Annotated in this window: 16 protein-coding genes; 8 read left to right on the top strand and 8 right to left on the bottom strand. The window is 39.6% G+C overall.

Annotation, left to right across the window (positions count from 1 at the left end; genetic code table 11):
* Window positions 1-12: 12 nt before the first annotated feature.
* From ASE55_RS01070 to ASE55_RS01040, 7 genes are all read right to left on the bottom strand, one after another.
* Window positions 13-633 (bottom strand): hypothetical protein, encoded by a 621-nt coding sequence (locus ASE55_RS01070; RefSeq protein WP_056214305.1) that lies wholly within the window; start codon window positions 631-633, stop codon window positions 13-15.
* Window positions 620-1,180 carry an RNA polymerase sigma factor gene (locus ASE55_RS01065; RefSeq protein ID WP_056214302.1) on the bottom strand — a complete coding sequence of 187 codons (561 nt, stop codon included), beginning with the start codon at window positions 1,178-1,180 and terminating at the stop codon, window positions 620-622. The genes ASE55_RS01070 and ASE55_RS01065 overlap by 14 nt, the downstream gene beginning before the upstream one ends.
* 226 nt (window positions 1,181-1,406) lie before the next feature.
* The gene (locus tag ASE55_RS01060) at window positions 1,407-2,627 is read right to left on the bottom strand and encodes a cysteine desulfurase (protein ID WP_056214299.1); all 1,221 of its coding nucleotides are present in this window, start codon (window positions 2,625-2,627) and stop codon (window positions 1,407-1,409) included.
* Between the two features lie 157 nt (window positions 2,628-2,784).
* On the bottom strand, window positions 2,785-3,426 hold the full coding sequence (locus ASE55_RS01055) for a 50S ribosomal protein L25/general stress protein Ctc (protein ID WP_056214296.1): 642 nt from the start codon (window positions 3,424-3,426) through the stop codon (window positions 2,785-2,787).
* A 55-nt stretch (window positions 3,427-3,481) separates the two neighbouring features.
* Window positions 3,482-4,420, bottom strand: coding sequence for a ribose-phosphate pyrophosphokinase (locus ASE55_RS01050; protein ID WP_056214294.1), 939 nt, complete (start codon window positions 4,418-4,420; stop codon window positions 3,482-3,484).
* A gap of 85 nt (window positions 4,421-4,505) precedes the next feature.
* Window positions 4,506-6,032: a G-D-S-L family lipolytic protein gene (locus ASE55_RS01045; protein ID WP_056214291.1), complete on the bottom strand. Its 1,527-nt coding sequence runs from the start codon at window positions 6,030-6,032 to the stop codon at window positions 4,506-4,508.
* A gap of 9 nt (window positions 6,033-6,041) precedes the next feature.
* Window positions 6,042-7,277, bottom strand: a complete 1,236-nt coding sequence (locus ASE55_RS01040; protein ID WP_056214288.1) for an OmpP1/FadL family transporter — start codon at window positions 7,275-7,277, stop codon at window positions 6,042-6,044.
* A gap of 274 nt (window positions 7,278-7,551) precedes the next feature.
* On the opposite strand from ASE55_RS01040, the gene ricT reads away from it, so the two are divergent.
* The 7 genes from ricT (at window position 7,552) to ASE55_RS01005 (ending at window position 17,561) form a co-directional block, all read left to right on the top strand.
* A complete protein-coding gene (gene ricT, locus ASE55_RS01035) occupies window positions 7,552-9,003 on the top strand; it encodes a regulatory iron-sulfur-containing complex subunit RicT (RefSeq protein ID WP_056214286.1) in 1,452 nt (483 codons plus the stop codon).
* Window positions 8,996-9,460 carry a gliding motility lipoprotein GldH gene (locus tag ASE55_RS01030; protein ID WP_056214284.1) on the top strand — a complete coding sequence of 155 codons (465 nt, stop codon included), beginning with the start codon at window positions 8,996-8,998 and terminating at the stop codon, window positions 9,458-9,460. The genes ricT and ASE55_RS01030 overlap by 8 nt, the downstream gene beginning before the upstream one ends.
* A gap of 6 nt (window positions 9,461-9,466) precedes the next feature.
* A complete protein-coding gene (locus ASE55_RS01025) occupies window positions 9,467-11,845 on the top strand; it encodes a penicillin-binding protein 1A (protein ID WP_056214282.1) in 2,379 nt (792 codons plus the stop codon).
* Between the two features lie 75 nt (window positions 11,846-11,920).
* Entirely contained in the window at window positions 11,921-13,462 is a 1,542-nt protein-coding gene (locus ASE55_RS01020; RefSeq protein WP_056214279.1) for a protein adenylyltransferase SelO, read from the top strand.
* Window positions 13,463-13,537: 75 nt separating this feature from the next.
* Window positions 13,538-14,494 (top strand): T9SS-dependent choice-of-anchor J family protein, encoded by a 957-nt coding sequence (locus ASE55_RS01015; RefSeq protein WP_082474310.1) that lies wholly within the window; start codon window positions 13,538-13,540, stop codon window positions 14,492-14,494.
* Between the two features lie 514 nt (window positions 14,495-15,008).
* Window positions 15,009-16,070: a hypothetical protein gene (locus tag ASE55_RS01010; protein WP_056214273.1), complete on the top strand. Its 1,062-nt coding sequence runs from the start codon at window positions 15,009-15,011 to the stop codon at window positions 16,068-16,070.
* Window positions 16,071-16,286: 216 nt separating this feature from the next.
* Window positions 16,287-17,561, top strand: coding sequence for a DUF6080 domain-containing protein (locus ASE55_RS01005; RefSeq protein ID WP_082474309.1), 1,275 nt, complete (start codon window positions 16,287-16,289; stop codon window positions 17,559-17,561).
* A gap of 156 nt (window positions 17,562-17,717) precedes the next feature.
* Here ASE55_RS01005 and ASE55_RS01000 read toward each other — a convergent pair whose 3' ends face one another.
* On the bottom strand, window positions 17,718-18,257 hold the full coding sequence (locus tag ASE55_RS01000) for a hypothetical protein (RefSeq protein WP_056214270.1): 540 nt from the start codon (window positions 18,255-18,257) through the stop codon (window positions 17,718-17,720).
* 184 nt (window positions 18,258-18,441) lie between these two features.
* Between ASE55_RS01000 and ASE55_RS00995 the strand changes: the two genes are divergently transcribed.
* The gene (locus ASE55_RS00995; protein WP_056214267.1) at window positions 18,442-19,806 is read left to right on the top strand and encodes a c-type cytochrome; all 1,365 of its coding nucleotides are present in this window, start codon (window positions 18,442-18,444) and stop codon (window positions 19,804-19,806) included.
* Window positions 19,807-19,824: the final 18 nt, after the last annotated feature.

Below are 19,824 nucleotides of genomic sequence, written 5' to 3'. Positions count from 1 at the left end.
TTTAAAAATGAGTTATTTCGTATTCAGATTTATTGTTGCAACGTTGCTGCCTTCCCTGGTTTTTTCGATAACATCTTTATGCTCTACGGAGAAGAGCAAGGTAGAAGGGTCTACATATCGTTTCTTTTTTACCTGAACTTTTGAAGAATCTGTTTTTGCTAAAATTTTTTCTGCCGGAACCTGAGAAATCTGAGCCGCGATTTCCTGCGAATTCTCTTTGATGACTGATAATTCTTTTTTCTCCGGAATGATTTCCGAAACTTCCCTATCCGGTGGTAATGAAGAAGAATTATTTTTTATTTCAACATATTTTTGCTGATTTTGCTGAATAATTTCCGGAGAATTTATTGTTTCTGATTCTACAGAATTTTCTTTGATAGATTCTCTAGGATTGATTGCTGCAACCTTTTTATCAGGTTGAGTATTCTGATCAAAAAATAATACAGCTCCCAGACTTAGTGTTAATACCAGACACGCTGCCACCAAAAACCAGTTGATTTTTTTTGACTGATTTTTATTCATCGTTTGGGTCTGCGTTTCAATTTCAGACCACAGATCTCTGGACGGCGCAATTTCTCTTTCGCTGATCTGTTTTTTAATGTGATATTCTAAATTATTCTCAGACGTGTTCATTTTTCAGTTGTTTTTGTTGTTGAAAGTAGATCTTTCTCAGTTTTTCCTTAGCTCTGAAAAGCTGTGTTTTGCTTACTGCGATAGAAATATTCAGAGTATCTGCGATTTCCTGGTGAGAAAATCCTTCGAGAATATGAAGGTTAAAAACCATTCTGTAATTATCCGACAGCTGATCCAGCAGTTGCTGTGCATTAAAATCAAAGCTTACTTCTTCCTCGTGTATTTCTTCCAGATAAGACGGGCTTACCTCATCGAGGTAAAAGACCGTTTTGTGGCTTTTAATAAAGTTAAGACATTCATTTACGACCACTCTTCTGGCCCAGCCATCAAAACTACCTTCTTCACGGAAGCTTTCTATGTTTTTGAAAATCTTACAGAATGCTTTGATCAAGCAGTCTTCAGCCTGATAAAGATCATTGATATAGCTTCTGCTTACACTCAGGAATTTCTTTACATTCTGCTCATAAAAGATTTTCTGTGCGGCCGGATCCTGCTTCTTCAGGCGGCTTAGCAAATCATCTTTTTTATTTCCGAACAAAAGCTTCATAATTATTGTTTCTATTACTAAGACAAAGAAACGCGGAAAAAGTTACAGCAGGATAAATAAAATTTTAAAAAAAAGCGGGTATCATAAAAAAAGCGCCTGAAATTCAGGAGCTTTAAAGTTTTTATTGTTTGATAATTTTTTTTTATGACGGTTGATAATTATTTATATAAGATAAAAAAAGACTCCGATAAAGGAGCCTCTGTTTCAAATAGGGTAACTGATATTTTTAACTCAGCATTCGCTGCGCCTTTTTTACCCCTTCTACCAGCAGGTCAATCTCGTTAAAAGTATTATAAACTGCAAAACTCGCTCTTACGGTTCCGGCAATATTAAAGAATTCCATGATGGGCTGCGTACAGTGGTGCCCGGTTCTTACAGCGATGCCTAACTTATCCAGGATCATCCCTACATCAGAAGCAATCCCTACTCCCTCGAGGTTAAAAGAAACCACTCCGGTCCGGTTTGCCTTTTCACCGTAAATTTTAATTCCTTCCAGTTCCAAAAGCTGCCTTTGGGCATATTCCAGCAAAGCATTTTCATGGCTGCGGATATTTTCCTGTCCGATATTATGGATAAAGTCCACAGCGGCTCCCAAAGCAATATTCCCACCGACATTCGGAGTTCCTGCCTCATATTTAAAAGGCAGTGCTGCATAGGTTGTTCCGGTAAATGAGCAGGTAGCAATCATCTCTCCTCCTCCGTGAAACGGCGGAAGCTCTTCAAGAAGCTGCTGTTTCCCGTACAGAATTCCCGTTCCCATCGGTGCATACATTTTATGTCCTGAGAATACAAAGAAATCACAGTCCATGTTCTGCACATCAACGGTAAAATGAGGAGCCGACTGAGCACCATCGATGACAATATAAGCATCTGTATTTTTTCTGGTCCTTGCGATGATTTCCTCAATCGGGTTAATAACACCCAATGCATTGGAAACATGGTTTAAAGAAACCACCTTCGTTCTTTCACTTAAAAACCCGCTAAACTGATCAAGGTCAAGGACACCGTCCTGATCAATCGGGATCACCTTTAACTGTGCTCCGGTTCTTTCACAAAGCAGCTGCCACGGAACAATATTGGAATGGTGCTCAAGGTAAGAGATAATAATCTCATCATCCTTTTTGAGTTTCTGTGTAAGAATATAGGAGATCAGATTCAGCCCTTCCGTTGTGCCTTTGGTAAAAATGACTTCAAAATCATGTGCTGCATTGATAAACTTCTGGATTTTCCTTCTGGAAAGCTCCATTTCTTCTGTAGCCAACTGACTTAAGGTGTGAATTCCTCTGTGTACATTGGCATTGATTTCCGTATAATATTGTTTCCAGACTTCCAAAACGGAATCCGGTTTCTGGGATGTTGCTGCATTATCCAGATAAACCAGAGGCTTACCGTTCACCTGCCTGTCTAATATAGAAAACTGACTTCTTATTTCCTGAATGTCAAACATTTATTAAAATTTTAAATTAATACGTTCTTATTTAGAACCCTTCAAATTTACGGCTTTTTTTCTGAAAGAAAGATGTACAAACGTGATTATAGATGTAATCTAAAAACAAAAACCTGCCAGAATTCTGACAGGTTTATATAGTTTAAATAAGTAATTCTTATTCTGCTGCAGCTGTTTCTTCTGCTGCCGGAGCTGCTCCTTCTTCTGTTGCAACTTCTTCTTCTTCATCATCTTCAACTACTGCTCCTTTCAGTGCATTTCTAGACATCTTAACAGCAACTACTACTGCATTGTCCGGGTGCATGAAAGAATATCCTTCAGTTTTGATACCACCGATGTATAATTTGTTACCGATTCTTAACTGTGTAACGTCTACAACGATCTCATCAGGCAGGTTAGCAGGAATCGCTTTTACCTTTAATTTTCTGAAAGACTGACGTAAAGCACCACCAGCTACAACACCTTTAGAACGGCCTGTAAGTCTTACCGGAACTTCCATAACAACAGGCTTGTCTTCTGATAGTTGGTAAAAGTCTGCGTGAAGAATTTTATCCGTAATCGGGTGGAACTGAATATCCTGAAGAACAGCCGGAATTGTCTGACCATCAACCTCAATAGATACCGTGTGTGCTTCAGGAGTATATACCAAACCTTTGAAAGCTCTCTCTTCTGCAGAGAAGTTCAATGGCTCGCCACCTCCGTAAACAACACAAGGAACTAATTCAGCATCACGTAAAGCTTTTGTCGACTTTTTGCCCACGCTTTCTCTTTTTGTACCTTGAATTGTAATAGATTTCATTTATAAAAATTTAAAAAATTGTTTCAATTTAACCCTGCAAACCTATGAATATCAATTAGATAATGAATTTACTGCTAATTGACTGGTGCTCATGAACCATCTTCATTACGTCTGCAAATAATGGGGCGCAAGATAGTACTTTTATTTTAGTTGACAAATTATTTTTCACAGGAATTGAGTCAGTTACAATGACTTCCAGTAACTTTGAGTTCTCAATATTATCATACGCCTTGCCTGAAAGAACGCCGTGCGTAGCCATTGCCCTTACCGATTTCGCTCCTTTTTCTATCAGGATATCGGCGGCTTTGCAAAGTGTACCTGCCGTATCGATCATATCATCAATAAGGATTACATTTTTACCTTCTACATCTCCGATAAGGAACATTTCTTCCACCACATTGGCTTTTTTTCTTTCTTTATAGGCAATTACAACGTCTGCCCCTAAGTGGCCTGCGTAGTTTTTCGCTCTTTTTGCCCCTCCCATATCCGGGGAAGCAATGGTAAGGTCTTCCATATTAAGATCCCTGATATAATCCACAAAAATTGTGGAAGCATACAGATGATCTACCGGAATTTCAAAGAATCCCTGGATCTGGTCTGCATGCAGATCCATTGTCATTACCCTTGTTGCTCCTGCAGCAGTCAACAGATTGGCAACCAGTTTAGCCCCGATGGGTGCTCTCGGCTGGTCTTTTCTGTCCTGTCTTGCAAGACCGAAATAAGGGAGTACAACGGTAATGCTTTTTGCAGAAGCTCTTTTCGCAGCATCAATCATCAGAAGAAGCTCTAAAAGATTGTCTGCCGGTGGAAATGTAGATCCAATCAGGAAAACTCTTCCTCCTCTTACGGATTCGTCCAGAACGGGCTCAAATTCTCCGTCGCTGAACTCCTGAAAGTTGATTTTCCCTAATTGCTGCCCATAATGCTGGGCAATTTTCTCTGCCAAGTCCTTACTCGTCCTTGTACTAAATAGATAACTTAACTGATCGGCCATTTTTACTTTTTAAAAGATTTTGCAAATTTAAAAAAAAACCACAAGAATTACTCTTGTGGTTTCTAAGTTTTTATTTTATCAATAATTACGGGAAGGTAACGCCTGAATACGTATTAGGATTTACCTGTGGTAATGTGGATTTGTATTTTTCATTAATCGTTTTAATGAACTCGTTGGCTATGATGGCATATCCTCTTCCGGTAAGGTGAATCCCATCCAGTGAGAATGCACCGCCACTTACAAAAGTAGCCGTATATTTCACCCCATCCCAAACGATTCCGGATTTGGAATTAAGTTCTTCCATCTTTGCATTCATATCTACAAATGCAAGATTTTTGGACGTTGCCACACTTTTGATCGCATTATTGAAAGCAATTGTAGCAGTTGCAACTTTGGCAGCTTCAGCTTTAGTTAAAATATATTGATTAGCTAAAGGATACGAAATACCATTTACATTGATATTAGCCGGTACTCCCGCAACTGGTGTCCCGATAACCGAACTCGTTGTTAAAAGAATATAATCTTCAGGTGTTGTCTGTCTTGCCTGCCCGTAAATCTGACCAAATGCTGCTGCTGTAGGAGCTCCTAAAGAAGGCGTCAAAGCGGCAGTAAGCTGTGCAGATAAATTGGGTAGTGACACATCAACAATCAAAACAGGATTAGAAGCAGTTGCTGAAAGCAGATTAATTCTGTCTCCTGCACCAAAAGCAGTAAGAGCCTGCTTCAACGGACCGTATAAACTTGTGTTGAGCGCTGTAATATTAGCTCCTAAAGAAGCTGGGGTTACAGGATTATAAGGTACTCTCGTAAAAAATGGTACTGAAGTAATATTAGGAATATTTGCAATAATACCTTTTGCTCCATTTGCCGTAAGTGCATTGACATAACCAGTGATGCTTGCAGCAACTACACCGGGATCTGAAATATCATTAGACAAATAAGTAGCAGGATTGGTATTTCCTATTTGACTTGTCGCAGCTGTATATGTTGTTACCCCACCTGTAGTAGAAGAGTTTGTACCCCCATTAGTTGCGTATGAAAGAACGTCATTATTTCCAATCCATAAAGAAAAAAAGGTCGGAGCTTGTGCAGCTGCAGCAGCAATAGGGCTTAGGCCTGTAGAAAATCTTGCATAATATGGGTTTAACATTCCATAATTCGATAATCCTAAATGAAAGGACTTTGCACCAGGAATTCCCATATTCTGATAAGGCCCTCCTGCAGTTACATTATCTAATGCAGCAGCCGGACTGTTAGGCACAGGACTCAATGCTCCATTTACTATTTTAAGCTCCAGCTTACCCGGAAATCCAGGTATACCTATGAATCCGCCAATGTTATTTGGCATCATGGGCTGCTTAAATTCCCCTCCGCCTGCAAGCTTCATCTGTGCAGCAATCATTGAAGGATAAGATTCATTCTGCCCGGAACTGTAAAGTGCCCCGTCCCGGTATCCGGAAGTAAGAGAATTACCAAGTGCAATATATTTTGAGAAATCGGCTTCACCCTTAGTGACAACCACATCATTTACATCGGTATCAAAATCATTTTCGCAGCTCGTTGTAAACAACATTGCGGAAACTGCTAATGTAGAAATTATAATTTTTTTCATAGTCTTCAATTAAAAAGGGTTGTAAGATAAACCTAAACCTAAATAGAACGCTGTAGCTTTCGCCTGTCCGTAGAAACCAAGTGTTGAATTCTTCACATCTCTGGCCTGTGGCATCGCATAGCCTCCCGCAACATCAACTCCGAACTGTTTCAGTTTAAAGCCAACCCCACCCGTTACAACATAGGTATTGAATGATGGTGTTTCAGGAATAAAGCGGTCGTCAGAATAAGGGGACTCATCATAGTAAGCACCCAAACGTCCGTAGATCATATTGGTAAATGCATATTGGGTTCCCAACCTGAATGTTTTGGAATTCCTGAAGTTTTTAGGAGAAACAGAAACCGTAGGATCTGCCTGGTTCCCGACAGGAGCTTTTTCAAAGTCCAGGGTCAGCTGGGTGTATCTTGACCATCCGTGGTAATTGAAATCCGCAGAAACCAACCATTTCGGAGTGATTTTATAGGTTAAACCCACAGTATATTCTTCTACTAAAGGCAGGGTTGCCGTAAAATTATCTTTCCCCGTACCGTCTAATCCCAATAACGGATAAATGGAAGCTTTCGGGAACTGGAAGGTAGCCACCCCTTTCTTGGCTTTCACATCAACCGGCGAACGGTAAGCGACACTTACATCCAGTTTCGGATCCGGTCTGAAATAAAACCCGAAGCCGTAACCATGTCCGCTTGCTTTTTCGTCTTTAAGGTTTACCTGTCCACCAAACTGTGTAACGCCTCTATCCCAGTTTACCTGGCCTTTTACATAGATATAACTTGCCCCGAAAGACAGCCAGTCTGCCATTTTCACCGATACCATCGGTTGGAAATAGAAGCTTTTCAGCTCAAGTTTCTGTACCATTTCCTTTCCTTCCCAGTCACTCGGCCATTCAATCGTGCTGCCAAAAGGCGTGGAAAAACTGAATCCGACTGATAATTTGTCAATTGGTCTGTACGCTATTGCAGCATAAAGAGGCGTTCCCATCGGGTTATCCGTTTGAGAACTCTGCAAAGTGTTTGTATTCTGGAAAGTTACTTTATTGCTTGCTCCGAATCCTCCCGCAACAACACTAAGCTTTGAAGGAATGAACGACATTCCCGCAGGGTTAAAGAATGTCACACTTGCATCTTCAGCATGCGCACTGGTATGCGCCATTGCCAATTGTTTTACCCCTTGCAGAGAAACCCGGAAGCCTCCCGCGTAAGATAGAACACCTGCCAGTAATGCAGTGGATACTAATATTTTTTTCATAGACTATTATTATATAATCCAAATATAAAATTATTTTGGCTATGCCTGTTAATAAATCATAAAATTTTAAACGTTATGGAAAAAGAAAATTATGTTTAAAATAGCATCAGGATTAAACCGTCATTAATCTCATTTATAATCAGGCCTTTAATAAACACACAACAGTGATTTTCTGTTTTTGTTTAATCCCAAACACTGATGTTCCTGAATATTTGATTATTTTAGACCTGATAAAGATAAAAATCATAAATTTGCAAGATTAAATATATAATATATGAGTTGTGGATGTAAAACATCCGGCGATTCTGCACATTCTTGCGGACCCAAGAAAACCGCGAATGGCTGTGAAAATGTAAATACCTGTGGTAATAGTTATAAATTAAGTGTTTTCGACTGGCTTTCCAACATCAACAATCCCGCACCGAACCGATGCGATTTTGTAGAAGTTAGATTTAAAAATGACAGAAAATCCTTTTATAAAAATGTAAACAATATCCCGTTACATATAGGTAGTGTAGTAACAGTAGAATCAAGTCCCGGACATGATGTAGGTGTGGTAAGTCTCACCGGAGAACTGGTAAAGATTCAGATGAAAAAGAAAAGATTTTCAGAAGAATCTCCTTTAAAGATATACCGACAGGCCAACCAGAAAGATCTTGAGGTATGGCAGGAAGCAAGGAAAAAAGAAGAGAATATAAAAATAGAAGCACGGAAAATTGCCCACAGAATCGGTCTTGAAATGAAGATTACCGATGTTGAATACCAGGGGGATGCTTCAAAAGTTACCTTTTATTATACCGCAGAAAACCGCGTGGATTTCAGGCAGCTGATTAAAGAATACGCGGGTGCTTTCCGGACAAAAATCGATATGAAACAGATCGGTTTCAGACAGGAAGCGGCAAAAGTAGGCGGAATCGGATCGTGTGGAAGAGAGCTTTGCTGTTCTACATGGCTTACAGATTTCAGATCTGTAAACACCAATGTTGCCAGATACCAGCAGTTAAGTATCAATCCGCAAAAACTGGCCGGACAATGCGGCAAGCTTAAGTGCTGCCTTAATTACGAACTGGACAGCTATCTTGATGCATTAAGCCACTTCCCTTCTTCTTCAACCACTCTGGATACTGAAAAAGGAAGAGCGTTCTGTATTAAAATCGATGTTTTCAAAAAGAAAATGTGGTTTGCTTACGTGGACAGTTCTATGGCCTGGTATGACTTTGATATTGACGTGATTAAAAAATTAATCGCTAAAAACAAGCGTGGTGAAAAAACACCTCCTCTTGAAGAACTGAAACAGCCTGATGTGCCGTTGGTAAGCATTGACCTGATTCAGGAAAACAATGTTGACCGGTTTGAAAAGAAAAACAGAGGGAACAACAATAAGAACAGAAACCAGAACAGGCCGAATAATAACAGTAAGCCGAATAACCCTAACGCAAACCAGGGACAGAAAAGGAACCAGGCCAGACCTGAAAGACAGGATCGTCCTGAACAGCGTCCTGACAGGAATGAGAAGTCTGAAAGGCCTCAGAGACAAGAGAGACAGCCTAATCCGAATGCCAGTTCTGCCGGTACTGGTCAGCCAAGAACACAGAAACCTCAACAGCCTAAACCCCAGACGGAAAAAACAGAAGCTATGACCGGTGCTGATGTTGAGAAGAAGCCTAACCCGAACAAGAAAAAATTTAAAAAGAAGTTTCCTCCAAAAAAAGATAATAATGCGTAAAATTTTAGGATTATTCTCATTTGTCCTTTTCTTGAGCTGCCAGTCTTCTTCTGAAGGGGAAGTCATCATGAACTCTGTTAACAATAAGTGGAATAAGAAAAGCGAGCAGAAATTTAATCTTGAAATTTCAGATCCTGAACATCCTAAAAATATTATATTTGTTGTAAGGAACAACAATGAGTATCCTTACAGCAATATCAGGTTAATTGTTAATTTCACCAATCTTCAGAACAAGAAAAAGGAAACGGATACGTTGAACTATGTACTGGCCAAACCAAATGGGGAATGGCTGGGTACAGGATTCGGTGATACAAAGGAAACATTGTTTCAGTATAAGCTGAACTACAGATTTCCGGCAAAAGGAACATATGAAATAGGCCTGATCCAGGCTATGAGAAATGATGTTTTACCGGGAATTGAAGACATTGGAGTAAAAATAGAAACGGATAAACCGTAATCATCAATGGAAGAAAACAGATCTAATACAGGAAGAAAAGGGAAAACCTTCCCTCTTCCTCCCAAAAAGAAAAATACCGCCTGGAAAAAATGGGTCAGAATTATCTGGGTAGGATTAATTGCTGTGGTTTTAGGGATTTCAGGACTTTTCTTTGCCGTTTCACAGGGCTTTCTCGGAGAAATGCCTGATGTAAAGGAACTTGAAAACCCGGATATCTATGTTGCCTCTGAAATCATCTCTTCAGACGGGGTATTACTAGGCAAATTTGAAAAGGAAAAGACACAGCCCATCATCTATAAAGACCTTCCCCCTTATCTGATTTACGCCCTTCAGGCCAAAGAAGATGAGCGTTTTAAGGAGCACTCAGGAATTGATTTACAGTCGGTTGCCAGAGCCGTTGCTTACGGAGGGGGAAGAGGTGGAGGTTCCACCATTACACAACAGCTCGCAAAGCTTCTTTTTACCAATGGTGCCTCCCAGAACAAAGTTGCAAGGGCTTTCCAGAAGTTAAAAGAATGGGTAGTGGCAGTAAGTCTTGAAAAAAGATATACCAAAGAAGAAATCGTAACTTTATATTTCAATAAGTTCGACTTTTTATACAATGCCAACGGAATTGAAATGGCTTCCCGGATTTATTTCAATAAAAAAACATCCCAGCTTACTTTACCGGAAGCCGCTATGTTTGTTGCCATGCTGGAAAACCCGGTAAAAAACAATCCGATGAGAAATCCTGAACGGGCAAAAGCCAGAAGGGATGTTGTATTGGACCAAATGGTAAAGACAGGTTATATTGACCAGGAAACCTATGAAAAAGGCGTTGCTACTCCTATTACCCTGGATTATCATCCGATTAAAAATATCAACGATGATTATTCTGCGTACTACAAGTTCTACCTTAAAAAGGAAATCGATAATTACCTTAAAGATTACGAAAAAGAAAACGGCAAAAAGCTGAACCTTTATAAAGACGGTCTTAAAATTTTTGTAACCCTTGATTCCAAGATGCAGAAATATGCTGAAGATGCGATCAGGGAACACTTGATGGATATCCAGAAGAGATTTGATGCCGAGCAGAGAGGAAGGAAAAACTGGCCTTTTTATTACCTGAATGAAAAGCAGATCAACAGTCTGATGCTTCAGGCCATGAAGAGAACCGGCCGTTACAAGCAATTGCAGGCGGCAGGCGTTTCCGAAGATTCCATTATGATGGAATTCAAGAAACCGGTAAAAACCTCGCGCTTTACATGGGCAGGTGAAGAAGAAGTGGAAATGTCACCGTGGGATTCTATCAGGTGGCATAAAAAAGTCGCTCAGGCCGGCTTGATGTCCATGACCCCGGGAACAGGTGAAATTAAAGCCTGGGTTGGCGGTATCGACTGGCAGCATTTCCAGTATGACCATATCAAACAGGGGAAAAGACAGGTTGGTTCCACATTTAAGCCTTTTGTATACGCAACGGCAATTATGAAACTGGGAATGACCCCATGTTCTGTAGTTTCCAATGCGAGCTTTAACAAAGGAACGTATCACGTTCCGGGAAGAGGCGGGATGCTTACCCTGAAAGATGCTTTGGCACACTCTCAGAACCCTGTTGCACTGCGTCTTGCTGAGATGACAGGAACACAGAGTGTAATTCAGACAGCCAGGGATCTCGGCGTAACGGAAGATATTTCTACCAGCTTACCGATGGCCTTAGGTTCATCTGATATTACTATTTACGAAATGGTAGGTGCTTACAGTACATTTGCCAATTACGGAAACTACAACAAGCCGGAAATGATCTGGAGGATTGAAGATGCCAACGGAAGGGTAATTAAAGAAGTGAATGTAGAGCCGAAAGAAGTAATGAATCCGATGTATGCCTATACGATGATTGAATTAATGAAAGGAGTGGCGCAGTACGGTACCGCTTCAGGGGAATTAGGAAGAAAAGGAATCTCAAAAGATATAGAAATTGCCGGAAAAACAGGAACCACACAGAACAACTCAGACGGTTGGTTCATGGGAATCGTTCCGAAACTGGCTACCGGCGCATGGGTTGGATGGGAAGACAGGGCAACCCACTTCCTGGGAACCGGTGAAGGACAGGGCGCTAAAATGGCCTTGCCGATCTGGGCCATTTTCATGAAGAAAGTCTGGGCAGATAAAACGTTAGGTGTTTCCCCTGATGATAAGTTTGTAAAACCTTCGGAATGGAAAGACGGATGTTCCAACCTTAAAGGCTTAGGCGGCGGTTATGGAGACGACGGCGGTCTACAGACGATTGATGAAATTAAAAATCCGAGACCTGCAGAACCTTCGGGGCCTAAAAATCCGGGTAAAAAAGAAGAGAATATCAATGAAAACCTGAATACGGGGGAAGACATTGACTTTAATAATAAATAAATTCTCTTTTAAATATATACAAGACCTTTCAATGATTTGGAAGGTCTTTTCTTTTATAATTAATATCTTTGATAGATGAATATTGCAGACATACAACAACCTTTTATAAAAATATTTCCCGGAGATTTCTCAGGCAATCCGATGCAGAGAAACACGCCGAAAGTTCTCTTCTCTACCGTAAAACCGGCAGGCTTCGATCATCCGAAGCTTATTGCTTTCAACGAAAAACTTTCGGAAGAAATAGGACTGGGAAAATTTGAAGAGAAAGACCTTGATTTTCTGGTAGGAAATAACCTGCCGGAAAATGTTAAAACTTATTCTACGGCCTATGCAGGACATCAGTTCGGGAACTGGGCAGGGCAGCTGGGCGACGGCCGGGCTATCCTTGCCGGAGAAATTACCAATAGTTCCGGACAGAAAAATGAAATCCAGTGGAAAGGTGCCGGAGCAACTCCATACTCCAGGCATGCTGACGGAAGAGCAGTACTGAGATCATCCGTCCGCGAATACCTGATGAGTGAAGCGATGTTCCATCTGGACATTCCGACGACACGGGCTCTGAGCCTTGCTTTTACAGGAGAAGATGTCATCCGGGATATGATGTACAACGGGAATCCACAATATGAAAAAGGTGCCGTTGTTATCCGAACAGCGGAAAGTTTTCTCCGCTTCGGGCATTTCGAACTGATGTCTGCCCAGAGAGAGTATAAAACATTACAGGAACTGGCAGATTATACCATTAAGAATTATTTTAAGGAAGTCACGTCAGAAGGAGAACAGAAATACAAAGATTTTTTTGAGAACGTCGGCAGAAGGACGGCAGACCTGATGGTAGAATGGTACAGGGTCGGGTTCGTACATGGTGTGATGAATACCGACAATATGTCAGTTCTCGGCCTGACGATTGATTACGGCCCATACTCAATGATGGATGAATACAGCTTAAATTTTACGCCTAATACGACGGACCTTCCGGGAAGAAGATATGCTTTCGGGAAACAGGGACAGATTGCACAGTGGAACCTCTGGCAGCTGGCCAATGCACTTCACCCATTAATTAAGGATGAAAAATTCCTGGAAGATGTGCTGAATGATTTCGGAAGCTATTTCTGGGAAACACATGACCGGATGCTCTGCAGGAAATTCGGATTTGACCAATTGCTTACTAATGACGAAAAGTTTTTTTCCGGCTGGCAAACCCTGATGCAGGATCTTCAGCTTGATTATACCTTATTTTTCAGTCAGCTTGCAAAGTATGACGGATCAAATGATCTCAAAACCCTGTTCGAAAATGTTTCCTATACATTTCTGAACGATGAGGCCATTTCAAAACTAACCGCTTTCATGGGAGAATATCAGTCGAGGCTGGAAAAAAACATCATTTCAAAAGAAAAGTCTTTAGAGATCATGAATAAAACCAATCCTAAATTTATCCTGAGAAATTACCTGTTATATCAATGTATTGAAGAAATTAATGAAGGAAAAACCGAAATGCTGGGCAAATTAACTGAAGCTCTGGAAAATCCTTATGAAGAAATCTATCCTGAATTTTCAGTAAAAAGGCCTTCGAAATATGATGATACTTCGGGGTGTTCAACACTTTCTTGCAGTTCTTAATCTAAATTAAATAACTTTATAGTGAATTTTATCCATTTTTATTTTTTATTGCTTATTTTTACTTAAAATAATATTATGAAAAAAATTCTATTATCTGCAAGCTTATTGCTAACAATGTCATTAGTAAACGGGCAAACTGTTTTATTAGACGAGGGATTTGAATCCTATACAAATTTTGCAATCACAGGATTTGGTAACTGGCAAACATTAGATATTGACGGTCTTAATACCTATACAGGAGGAGGCCCTGTAATTGGGGGAAGCACAACATGGAATCCTACTTGGGCTAATTCAGGTGGAGCTATGGCTTTTCAAATATTTAATCTTTCGGCAAGTAATGCAACGAACAATTCAACTTCAACTCCCGGTGTGGATGAAGAAGTAAGGAATTTTTCTCCACATGGAGGCCAAAAATGCGCCGTATCATGGGCAGGAGTTCCTACAGCGACAGCCACTGCAAACAATGACTGGCTTATAACTCCGGTAGTAAATCTGGGCACTACTAATAATGTATTGACATTATGGGTTAAAGCTCTTTCACCGGCGTTTATAGAAAATTATAAAATTGGCGTTTATACAGGTACAGGTACACCAACGGCTGCTTCTAATTTTACAATTATCTCCGGAACAGCTGCTCTTACTGCACCTTATGCTGCATGGCAACAAGTTACTTATGATCTGAATGCTTATGCAGGCCAAAGTATCCGGGTAGGAATTCAATATATGTCATCAGATAAATATATGTTTATGGTTGATGATGTTAAAATCACTACCGGAGCAGTTCTTGCTACTGATGAAATTCAAACTAAGAAAAAATCAGTAAGCATCTATCCTAACCCTACAAAAGGAGAAATCAATATCAAAACTGATAAAAAAATCAAATCTTCTGCTGTAGCGGATATGACAGGAAGATCTATAATAAAAACAGACGCTGCAAAAGCGAACCTTTCTGCGCTTCCAAAAGGAGTTTACATCATGAATATTGAATTTACTGACGGAACTTCAACTTCGGAAAAAATAATCAAGGAATAATATTACCCGATATATTTTAAATGAAACTCACCTTAATGGTGAGTTTTTTTATTTGCATTAATTGATCATATCTTAAAATTCAGAATAGATTTTCAGATTCATTTCCTTTAATGGAATTTAACCGGTATTGCTGCTTTCAGATGAGAAAAGTGGATAAAGATTTCAAAGACTGACCTATTTTGGCACTATCATAGTAAGCCCAAAATCACTTGTACAGATTTTTAATAGATGCCAATTTATCAGCCCAATGATCAATTTAAAATTATCCTATTTTAACTGAAATTTAAAAATATTTTCGTTTCTCTTCTTTTTTCGTAAACTCATTAAATTTTTATTAATTATATGAAAATATTATTGCCGCATAAATGGTAATAAAAGTTAATCATTACCTTTGTAGCGGTCTGTTGAAAGCTTATGCCAGGATTGAATTATCCTGAATCAGCATACGGAATCAATAAAATTACGCTGAAGAAATACATACTTTTTATAAATAAACACTATTAAAATTTTCAAAATGCAAAAACACGCATCTATTGCAGTTGCTATTCTTTTTTCAACAGTTCTTTACTCCCAGGTTGGGATTAACAATCAGACGCCCAAGGCCACACTAGACGTGACAGCAAAAAACAACAACGGAACAACACCTGAAGGGCTTATTCCGCCGAGGCTTACCGGAGAACAGATCAGATCTGCCGACGGACAATATGGAACGGATCAGACCGGAGCTGTTATTTATGCCACTGCTGCTGTTACTACCGCAAGCATCAAAACGGCCAACATCAATTCGGAGGGATATTATTATTTTGACGGAAACCTGTGGCAGAAGCTGGGAAGAACCTACACCACAGGTAACGGAATTTCCCTTACAGGAAGTGATGTACGTCTGGGAGGCACCCTTTCTCAGTCAACGACAGTTTCCAATAACGGGAACGCTCTGAATATTGCAGGTTCTGCCTCTACCACCACCTTTGATCAGGCAGGAAATATAGGAATCGGAACTGCATTGCCATCACAGCCATTGGATGTTAACGGTACCGCCCGCCTCCGTAACATCCCATCTGCCGGAGGTACTGTAATGCTGACTGCCGACAACTCCGGCGTTATCCGGAAACAGGCATTACCTGCCGCTTCTGCACCGGTTATACAGGCTAGCTTTTCCCAAAACGGAATTACACTTAACGCCGCCAATTGGGCCAATTATAATTATACAGGAACTACCATTACCATTCCGGCAAACAGTAAGTATATTGTCAATACGAATCAGCTTATCACCAATTTTGCACTTATGCCTACAGGCCAGTCGATCTGGGTACGCAGCAGTTTTTCAGACAGCCCTACTACTTTTAACTTCAGTCCTGATATCTTAGGTTCAAGATTAATGAGCGGTATATGGGGACCGTCATCGAAATTCGGACTGCTTTCAGGTGCTGTTATTCTGAATAATACATCTTCCAGTGCAAAAGTCTATTATTATTGGGTAGGTCAGGCAGACAGTAACGGTTACACAGGAACCATTGACAGTTTCGGCGGAGCGACATGGGCAGAGAACCAGCTGTATGCAATTCCAATCAATTAAAAGTGAATTAGAATACATTTATATTATTCAGCCTACACATTAATTAGATTAGTACTCTTATCTAATCCTGATTAAATATAAAAACCGCCGTTTAATTTCATAAACGGCGGTTTTTTATTTCTCAAGTTAATATTTTAAAGTTTTCTTTCAGAGTAAAGATGGAATACACCGGTTCTAATCTGTTTTTATTTTACTTTTGCACAAAACTAATCAGAGGTGTCAAAGTTCAGAATAAAATTTACCTATTTTTTTAAACTCTTATTTCCTTCAACAGGCATTGAGCTGGTCGTTTTCCTGTGTTTTCTGGTCGCTTACGGATATTTAGGCTCATATATTGCCATCCATCATAAAATTATTTTTGACAGCAGGATTCCCTGGGATGCGTATTTCAGTTTTGATAACAAATCAATTGTACTGACCGGCGGAAGTTTTGAAAGGCATCCGCTTTCCTATTATTTCTTTAACTGGATCCGCGAACTGGCACTGCTATTTTCAGATGGGAAAATGGATGGAAATTTCAGGTTTGCTCTGGCTTGGTTCAGCAATATCGCAGTAAGCCTCAGTATACTTCAGGTTTTTAAATACCTGAAAAACATCATTCAGCTGCCTCTGGTTATCAATATTATCCTGATCCTTTTTTTCGGGTCTTTTTCTACCACCATCCTGCTTTCATTTACCCCGGAAAACTTTACCTACACCTTCTTTTTACTCACTTTATTCAATCATTATTCAGCCATAAAACTGAAAAAGGAACAAAAGATTCCAGCTCTCGCACTGGTCTTTTCCGGGGTTACCATCGGAGGCTTAACGGTAACCAATATTGTCAAAGTATTTATTCCGGTGCTGTTTGAAAAAGGGTTATTTAAGAACCTGAAGAAATTTGGTAATGCAACATTCAGAGTTGCGCTCACCTGTATCTGCTTTGTGCTGTTATATTTAAACCGAATTGATTTTAAATATCAGAACATTTTCAGCAAAACAACTGAACAGTATGAGAAATTCTCGAATGCCAGATCTACGCCGGTCTGGGATATGGTTTCTTCTTATTTTTTCGGCGGTAATATCCTGTTTTCAAATTTTATCATCCGTGATAAGCATAACATGAAAGGTTTTGAATACAAAGGCATCATTATGGACGTCTATTCATCCTGGATCCCCTATATTTTTATAGCAGTCCTTTTAGGGCTGATTCTGTGGAGTTATTATAAAAACTTTAATAACAAAATGGTGCAGGTGATTATGATTTCCTTTCTGGTGGATATCATCATCCACTGCATTATGAGGTTCGGCATCCATACCTCTTATATTTATGGCGGACACTTTGTTTTTGTATATCCGATACTGCTGGGATGGTTATTTTATGCCTACAGAGAATCGCCTAAAATGTTATCCTTACTGACGGCAGTGATCTGTATTTTATTCGTTTATTTAGGAACAAATAACTATATCAGAATGACAGAATTTTTCTGGTTCTTAAATAATTATTATTAAAGAATTAATTTTAAAAATGCCATTAGAATTGGCTTTTCAGGTAAATAATGACAGGCAACATCATACAATTCAGTTAGAAAACTTAAAGTTCAGACCTGTTTCCAAAATAAAAGCTGAGAAATTCATTCTCAGCTTTCTGTTTTTATGGTATAAATTCTACTTTGCTTCCGCACAGAAAATCCTGTATTGTACCGGAATGGCAGATTTAAAATATTCCCTTACCCTGGAAAGATCAGAAGATGCACTCTGTTTGGTAAAATAACTTCCTGCTAATATTTTATAATTGGGTCTCAGGGAAGCATCGGTTTCAACTTTCAGGTTCGGAAACCTCTTTCTGAAATAGGATTTCACTTCATTGGCTTCTTCGTTACTTTTTACCGTGGTAATCTGTATTTTGTACCCCAGGATTCTTGGATTTCTCCTGCAGATTTCAGCATTGGTAAGCTCTCTGCTGGGAACATAAATCTTTGCAGGCCTGGAAGATACATACTCATCGTCATCATCCCGTGATGATACGGCAACTGCCGTTCTGGAGCACTTGTCTTCAATGCTTTCCAGCGTTGCATTCACCTTAGAATCCATCGTAATCGTAAGTTCGGTCCCTGCCAGAGTATCTCTTTTTACAACCTGTTGTGCATCAATACTATAAAATGCAAATAGAAAGAGTATCGAAAATATTTTAATAAATTTTTTCATTTAAACTTGTTTCCGCAAATTTAGGTAAATTAAAAAATTATACCAAACAGAGTTATTTAGAATCAATACAAATTAAACGTAAATGACATTTTCCCCTTTGCATATACCGTTAAATTGGTGTTAAAAATATTATTTTTGCGGGATTGATTGAATGTTCAATATTTACTAACATAAGATAATTTAAATGATTAGTTGGAGAAAGCATTATAGAAAAACGTTGGTTGCAATAGGCTTATTGTTATCAACCAGTGCTTCAATTTACGGGCAAGAAGGCGATCCGAACAATGGTGAGAAACTTTTCAAAGCAAATTGTACAGCATGCCACGCACTAGACAAACAGGTTGTAGGGCCGCCGCTTAAAGGGGTTGTAGAACGGGTAAAGACAGAGGGTGGTGTGGATACAGACTGGCTTCATAAGTGGATTAAGGATAACAAATCTCTGAGAGCTTCCGGAGATAAGTACGCCAATGAAATTTTTGAGAAATACAACAAGACTGAGATGCAGGTCTTTCCTAATCTTACCGATAAGGATATTGATGACATCTTAGCTTACACCACTAATCCTCCTGCTGCACCGGCCGCTGATGATAAGAAAGCAACAGCAGAAACGGCAAGCGCAACAGCAGCTCCGGCAAACAGCTCTACGACAACAAACGTAGTTATTATTTCACTTTTGGCTATTGCCGCTTTATTGGTCTGGATCTTAATAAAACTGAGACAGCTTGTTAAGCTGGGCCAGTCTGATGACTTAGCCGGGCTTCATGAATCAAGGGTTAGATCTTTCAGTGAAATCTATCAGAAATATCATTATGTTGGTAAAGGGTTAATTGCAATCCTTGCACTTCTGGCAGCTTACGGAGTTTGGAACTGGATCATGTGGATCGGGGTTTACAAAGGATATAAGCCGGAACAGCCAATTTATTTCTCCCATAAGATTCACGCAGGAGAACAGAAGATCGACTGTCAGCTTTGTCACTCCAGTGCAAAATACGGAAAAGTATCTGAAATTCCTTCCATGAACGTTTGTATGAACTGCCACAGAACAATTTCTGAGTACAATGCAGAGCACTACATGGAACCAGGAAAAGACAAGGCATTCTATGACGGGGAAATCCAGAAGATTTATGCCGCTACGGGATGGAATGCTGAAAAGCAGCAGTACACAGGGAAAACCCAGCCGGTTGAATGGACAAGGATTCACAACATGCCGGATTTCGTTTACTTTAACCACTCACAGCACGTGGTAGCAGGTGAACAGGCAATTATCAATTCTTTCAATAAAAAGAACCCTGACAACAAAATAGACGTTGTTTGTAAAGCATGTCACGGAAAAATAGATACAATGAATGTTGTTCAGATGGCTAATGACTTTACAATGGGTTGGTGTATCGAGTGCCACAGAACTACTGAAGTTGATATGAACAACGGTTATAATAAAGAATACTTCAAGAATCTACATGACAAATTGAAAAAACAATACCCTAAAGATGGTGGTAAGATTACTGTAGATGCAATTGGAGGTCTTGAATGTGGTAAATGTCATTATTAATAACTAAAAATTAGAAGT

Source organism: Chryseobacterium sp. Leaf201 (genome assembly GCF_001421435.1).
In the GTDB taxonomy this organism is placed as follows: Bacteria; Bacteroidota; Bacteroidia; order Flavobacteriales; family Weeksellaceae; genus Chryseobacterium.
The sequence above is the reverse complement of the archived record's forward strand: the minus strand, read 5'-3'. Positions and strand labels throughout refer to the sequence as shown.